General features: G+C 56.4%; 4 protein-coding genes and 2 pseudogenes. All 6 read right to left on the bottom strand.

All coding sequences use genetic code 11. The annotated features are described in order from the left end of the window. Nucleotides 1-263 (bottom strand): annotated as a pseudogene (locus FJ951_RS28285) (cbb3-type cytochrome c oxidase subunit I); the annotation flags it as partial. 82 nt (nucleotides 264-345) lie between these two features. Then, nucleotides 346-498 (bottom strand): annotated as a pseudogene (locus FJ951_RS28970) (GNAT family N-acetyltransferase); the annotation flags it as partial. 74 nt (nucleotides 499-572) lie between these two features. Continuing rightward, on the bottom strand, nucleotides 573-938 hold the full coding sequence (locus tag FJ951_RS28295) for a response regulator (RefSeq protein ID WP_140518341.1): 366 nt from the start codon (nucleotides 936-938) through the stop codon (nucleotides 573-575). A 106-nt stretch (nucleotides 939-1044) separates the two neighbouring features. Further along, entirely contained in the window at nucleotides 1045-3747 is a 2703-nt protein-coding gene (locus FJ951_RS28300; RefSeq protein ID WP_140518342.1) for a PAS domain S-box protein, read from the bottom strand. A gap of 252 nt (nucleotides 3748-3999) precedes the next feature. Next, the gene (locus tag FJ951_RS28305; RefSeq protein WP_140518343.1) at nucleotides 4000-4758 is read right to left on the bottom strand and encodes a Crp/Fnr family transcriptional regulator; all 759 of its coding nucleotides are present in this window, start codon (nucleotides 4756-4758) and stop codon (nucleotides 4000-4002) included. A 704-nt stretch (nucleotides 4759-5462) separates the two neighbouring features. Then, nucleotides 5463-5783 carry a DUF768 domain-containing protein gene (locus FJ951_RS28315; protein WP_140518344.1) on the bottom strand — a complete coding sequence of 107 codons (321 nt, stop codon included), beginning with the start codon at nucleotides 5781-5783 and terminating at the stop codon, nucleotides 5463-5465. Between the last annotated feature and the right edge of the window lie 259 nt (nucleotides 5784-6042).

The raw sequence follows: 6042 nt of genomic DNA on the forward strand, positions 1-6042 counted from the left end.
GAGGTGATGAAGAGGATGAATGACACCACCAGCAGCCAGAACGAGATGTTGTTCAAGCGGGGGAAAGCCATGTCGGGTGCGCCAATCATGATTGGCACCATCCAGTTGCCGAAGCCACCAATCAGCGCCGGCATGAGGACGAAAAAAATCATGACCAGTCCATGGGCACTGACGACGACGTTGTAGACACCCGGATCGCCAAAAATCTGCAAACCTGGTTCTTGCAACTCCACACGGATCAACACGGAAAGCGCGGTACCGAGGCACCACTGTAAGGGAGCTATTTTTGGCTGAAGCTTCTTTGCATGCGCGTCAGCTCAATGCGTGGCCGGCCAATCCATAGACCTACGGTCCGTTTTCTTCCCGGTTCAGGAATCGGCCCCCTTTGGACATGGTCGGAACGGTCTCGGCAATGCCAAGGCGGCACTGCTCGAGAAATGCGGCAAACATGCCATCCTTCTCCCGGGTATCGACTCGGGCGAAGCGCCCAGCAAGATTTACATCCGGTTGTCGATTAATTCACAGCGATGCCAACCAGGGATCCGCCAGCCTTGACGTGGCGGTTGTGACGCTCAGCCTTCGTTGTCGAGCTCCTGCAAACCATTCTGGATGGCTTCGATGAGCATCGGCGTAGAGTAGGGTTTCTGAACCCAGCCGAGTGGTCTTGCCGCTTCGGCCCGAAGCTTTACATCGCGGTCAGCGTGCGCAGTTGCAAAGATGCACCGGATACCGAAGGCCCGGTAAAGTTCCAACGCTGCGTCGATTCCGTCGCGCTTGCCAAGCAAACGGATATCCATCAAGGCAATCGTGGGCTGAGCCGAGCGCGCAATTATGATGGCCTCCTCGGCTGTGCTGGCTATCCCAGCCAACACGAAACCTGCATCGCTAAGACTGGCCTCGATATCAAGTGCAATCAGGTAGTCGTCTTCGACGATCATGATGGATGGTTTGCCGGAAACTCTCGCTTCTGCACCAGTCCCATCGTCTCTGGAGAAAACTAGCTGAGGTCTGGATGGTCGGCTCGAAACCCCCGTCCGGCTTGTCTCAACTATTGCCGTTTTTAACGTCAAAGCCGTTCTCCCCGGGAGCCTGAGAAAAAATCACGATGCAGCGAGACGGATCTCGCTCAACTTCGAAAATCCCACCAATCTGGCGCGCCAATCCCTCAACCAACCGCAAACCTGACGAGGAATGACGCTCTGCCCGCAAATCGAAACCTGGACCTTCATCCTCGACCGTCAACACCTGCTTTTGACCGTTTTGCTTGATCTCAACCCGAATGGTGCTCCTTCCCTTGGCCGCTGATCCATGTTTGACCGCATTGACCAAAAGCTCATTGACTATGAGCGCAAGCGGCATTGCGATATCGTTGGGCAATTGGATGGGATCGGCGTCGCAAACTAGTTGGACATTCGCTGGAAACATCTGCTTTGTGGTTTCGCAAATGGCCCCGACAAAAAGTGGCGCGCTGAAATTGGATGCATCTGGCGTGTCGTAGAGGACACGTTGAGCCGCAGCCATGGTCGCCACTCGTTTGCTTGCCTCACCAATTGTCTTGCGAGCCTCGGGATTTTGACTGGTCCTGGCCGCTACCGAAAGCAAGGACGTCAACATCATCATGTTGTTCTTAACGCGATGGTTGAGTTCGTTAAGCAGGATCCGCTGTTGTGTCTCAGCTTGCTTGCGCTCACTTACGTCGACCAGCATGTTGATGCCGCCGACAATTTCTCCAGCTGCATCCCGCATCGGCGTCGGATAGGGAATGAATGGGATCCGGGTGCCGTCCGGCCGCTCGGCAATCGCCTCAACTCCCCGGACCGGTCGCCCTTCACGAAGCGAAACAGCCATTGGACACTGGTCGTGAGGAAGTGGCGTTCCATCTGGCCAATAGAGCTTCCAGGTAACGCACCATTCATCACTGCCGATCACCGGCGTTCGGCCGGCGAGTTCGACCGCTGCCTCATTGAAATAGGTGATCTTGCCCTGCTGATCGGTTGTGTAGATTGCTGCAGGGATGGCGGCAAGCAAATCCTGAAGGTGACGTTCACTGTCGCGCACCTTTGCCTCCGCGACTTTCTGCTCGGTTATGTCCCGGGCAATTTTGGAGGCGCCCACGATACGGGCCGCTGCGTCTCGGACAGGCGATATTGTCAGAGAAATGTCGACTAGCGACCCATCCTTGCGGCGCCGGATTGTTTCGAAATGATCGACAATTTCGCCATTGCGTATCCGACCCAGGATGAGCGGCTCCTCCCCCAGCCGATCCGGAGGGATGATGATCGTGATGGACTTGCCGAGCACTTCCGAGGCCGAATAGCCGAACAGCCGCTCAGCCCCCCGGTTCCACGTTAAAATGACCCCATTCAAATCCTTGCTGACGATCGCGTCATGGGAAGACTCCACGATTGCTGCCAGCCTCTGAGCAGCATTTTCGCCCTTTATGCGCTGAATGCCGAAACCGAGCTGACGAGCGATGGTCCGACCCAATTCAATCTGCTCTTCCGAATACTCCTGAGGCTGGTCGAAGTAGGCCATGAACTTACCAAGGAGCCGTCCACCTTGTGTGATCGGAATGAAGTAGACCGCACCGATTCCCTCGCTGCGGATCGCCTGTTTTAATTGTTCCGGCAAGTCCGCATGCTTTGCATCGCCGACACAGATAGGCTGCGGATCTTGGCTCTCCGTCGACCAAGGCGAGTGTCCTTCCACCGCTAAGCGGTAAGTATCGGACAGGCCACGCCAAGCCACAAACTTCATGCGCCCATCTTTATCCAACAGCAATATCGAAGCACGCTGGCATTGGAGCGCACGTTGGATCGCATCGAGCGCCGGCTCATACACATCCTCTTGCGTGCGCGCATGCTGCAGCATTTCAGTGAATCGATGTATCGCACCCTGTTCCTCGGCACGTTTGGCAAGCGCCGCCTCAACCCGCTTGCGCTCGCTGATATCGTGCTGAACCCGTACAGCGTATCGAAACGACCCCTCGCAGTCATGAACACTCGACGAAGTCACAACAGCCCAAAAAACTGATCCATTCTTGCGAACAAATCGCTTCTCAAGTGTGTAGCTGTCGATTTCACCGGCCATTTGCCGTCGATACTGCTCTCGATCTGCTTCAACATCGGCCGGAAAGGTGCGGTCAAAAATCGACCGTCCAATCAGCTCATCCTGCGTGTATCCCAAAAGGGCACACAGATGGGAATTCACCCGCAGCAGTTGCCCTTCGACATTCGCTTCTACGATACCTGCGGCAGCGTTCTCATAGGTGATGGCAAGGCGCCGCTCCTGTTCGCGTATAAGCTCCTGCGCCTTGATCATTTCAGTCACATCGATGGTGATGCAGCGGGTGTTGAGGAAGCGGTCAGCCACTAGGCGAACGTTGGACGTTATTTCTACCCAGCGGATCGACCCATCTTTGGCCCGCAGCCGGGCCCGGTAGTTTTTAAGTTCCTCCCGCCGGGACAGGCGGTCCAATATGTCTCCAATAGCAACCTGATCTGCGTGAAATTCGCGAATATTGCGGCCTATATATTCCTCGGCCGTGAATCCCAACATTTCCAATTCTGCGCGATTGGCACGCAGAATCGTGCCGTCTTTTCCGACGAAGTGAAGTGCGATGGCGGCATTCTCGAAAAAATCCTCAAACTCATCAGTGAGGATCGGATCGGGAAGCTGACGTTCGCGACTCCTCTCCGAGAAAGATGCCACCTCATCGACTCGAGCAGGAAGACCCCCTTGTTTCATTTGGTACCCCCGTCTCCTAAGAAGCAGTTGGAAATGCGTGAGAGGACCAAAGGTTCCACATTGCCCCTTCAGTCGGCGCCAGACGCATCAGATCCGTCAATGCCAGGTGCATCGACACCGTGGATCGCGGGCTCCGTGGGTCGCCTGGATAGGTGCAAATTCAGCAGAGGAGCTCAAAAGAAAATCGCTTGCCGCGCGCCGTTGCTAGGCCTCATTGCTGCCTCTGGGGGAAGAAGCAGGCGAATAACCTTTCTATCGTGGCTCTTTGCGAAGGTTGAGATAAGTCGCATCGAACTCAGCGGCTCGCGCCAAGCGATCCCAGTTCGTGATGGTCACCACCTTACGCTGCCAGGTGATAAGGCCAGCACGGCGCAATGCCATGAGCGTCCGATTGAGATGGACAACAGACAGTCCGATCGTATCCGCCAGCATGTTTTGCGTGACAGGGAATTCGAATGACCATTCCCGGGTCAAGCCGACGACCTCCATCCGCAGGAACATCTCGCAAATGATGTGCGCCAGGTGGGCTTCAGCGGACCGGCGCCCCAGGCAGGCAATCCATACCCTCTGAATGGCGGCATCCACCGCCAATATCGTCGTCAGCACGCGGAACAGATGCTGGTGGGTCTCAGTGATCCGACGCAGCGGATCATGGCCGATGAACGCCATGCGAGCCGGTGCCAAAGCAACGACGTTGTGGTCCATTACGTGCAACAGGAATGCATGCAGATCAACGAAGTCGCCGGGAATGTGGAGGGCCGTTATCTGGCGCCTGCCGTCGGCGAAGGTGACAGTTCTTCCCGTGATCCCCGAGACGATAACGCAGCTCTCCTTGGGTTCGGCGTGCTCCGCGACGATTTCGTCACCGACTTCGTAGTCACGTACCCGCCAGGGACCGTCCTGAAGTACTGCCCGGTCTTGATCCGTGAGAACGTCCCGTCGCTCCAGCACTTTGAACAACACCGATACGTCGACAACTGATCGGTTCGGCAGTATCGTCTCACTTGGCAAGAGTTACCTCCTCAATGTCGAGCGCCGCTCAAAAGCTCAGATCAGGCCGGATGCCGTGCCGTGCCTCGCCGCTATGCTTGGGAACTGATCACGTCGACAGCCATCAAAATCGTAGCATCATGGATAGTACCGCTGTCTAAGGGGTCGAGAGCGGCAAGCCAGACCATCCATTTCTTCGTGTGGCCGATAGCTCTGGCGTTGCCGAGCGCTCGCTCGCGATGCCCAGCACCCATTCCGGCAAGCTGCATCTCCCCTCATTCACCTAATGAACGTAAGGCTGCACGAGGCCGAAGGTTCCGCTCCACAGGAAGAAGAACGCTTCATATCTTCCCCTGGAGCGACACCTTCGCCCCAACGGCCGGACCACGATATGCATGTAAGGGACTTGGCCGGAGACCGGGGCTGCCCTCACCCCGACCGCATTACGCCTGGCTCGTCGGTATCGTCGATCGCGCCCATCGCCTTCTGGAGTGGATACCAGATCCTGAAATCCGCTCGTGGCAACGAGATAGCCGGGTTCCTCGTAAACTTCCCAAGATGTCGATCCAGACCTGAGGCGAATCCGGCAAGCATTGCTTCTTTGCTGCTCGCTTCGCCTGCCCGTCGGCCGCAGCAAGGTTCGCGAGCTCGGCGTGAATTGCCGGGTCCGCCGTGCTTTCTATGGACTCAAAACGGAATTTCGGCATTCACATCTCTCATTCTAGTTAGGGCGAAGCGCCGGCAGCCGGTTGTTGGCGGCTGTCGCTGTTCGAGCCATCGTCCGCGAGCACGGTCTTGGCGATGTATTCCTTGAGGTCGCCGACTTCCTCGCTGATCTCGTCCGCCAGTATCCCTTCGCTTTCAGCATCGGAGATACATTGATCGGCTAGCTTCTCGGCGACTATTTCGGCCGCCATTGCCGAAGGGGCATCGCTGATATGTTCATCGATCCATTCTCCGACGAAATGTGCCGTTTTATTCACCAGGAGGTCCGCGTCGCTGGCAGCAGCGGTCTTGGGATTGGCAAAAGCGGGTTTGGAATCCATTTGAGCACCACCTTCAATGTGCACCTACCAACGCGGATTTCGCACGAAGGATGCAAACACCTTGTCGAAAGTGCCGTGGGCTCGGCGATCGACCCGAGTGACTTCTTGCGCCGATTTGAACGGTGATCATTGCTGCCGAAATGGTGAGATGGAGAATGCTCGCAGCTGCTCCTAAAACGGTCATCGAACGCCGCTTGGAATGGAACATGCGCTCCCACCACTGCTTGGCGCTCCGCCGGCATGCATTGTAGAGCTTGGC

Source organism: Mesorhizobium sp. B2-2-3 (assembly GCF_006442405.1).
Taxonomy (GTDB): Bacteria; Pseudomonadota; Alphaproteobacteria; order Rhizobiales; family Rhizobiaceae; genus Mesorhizobium.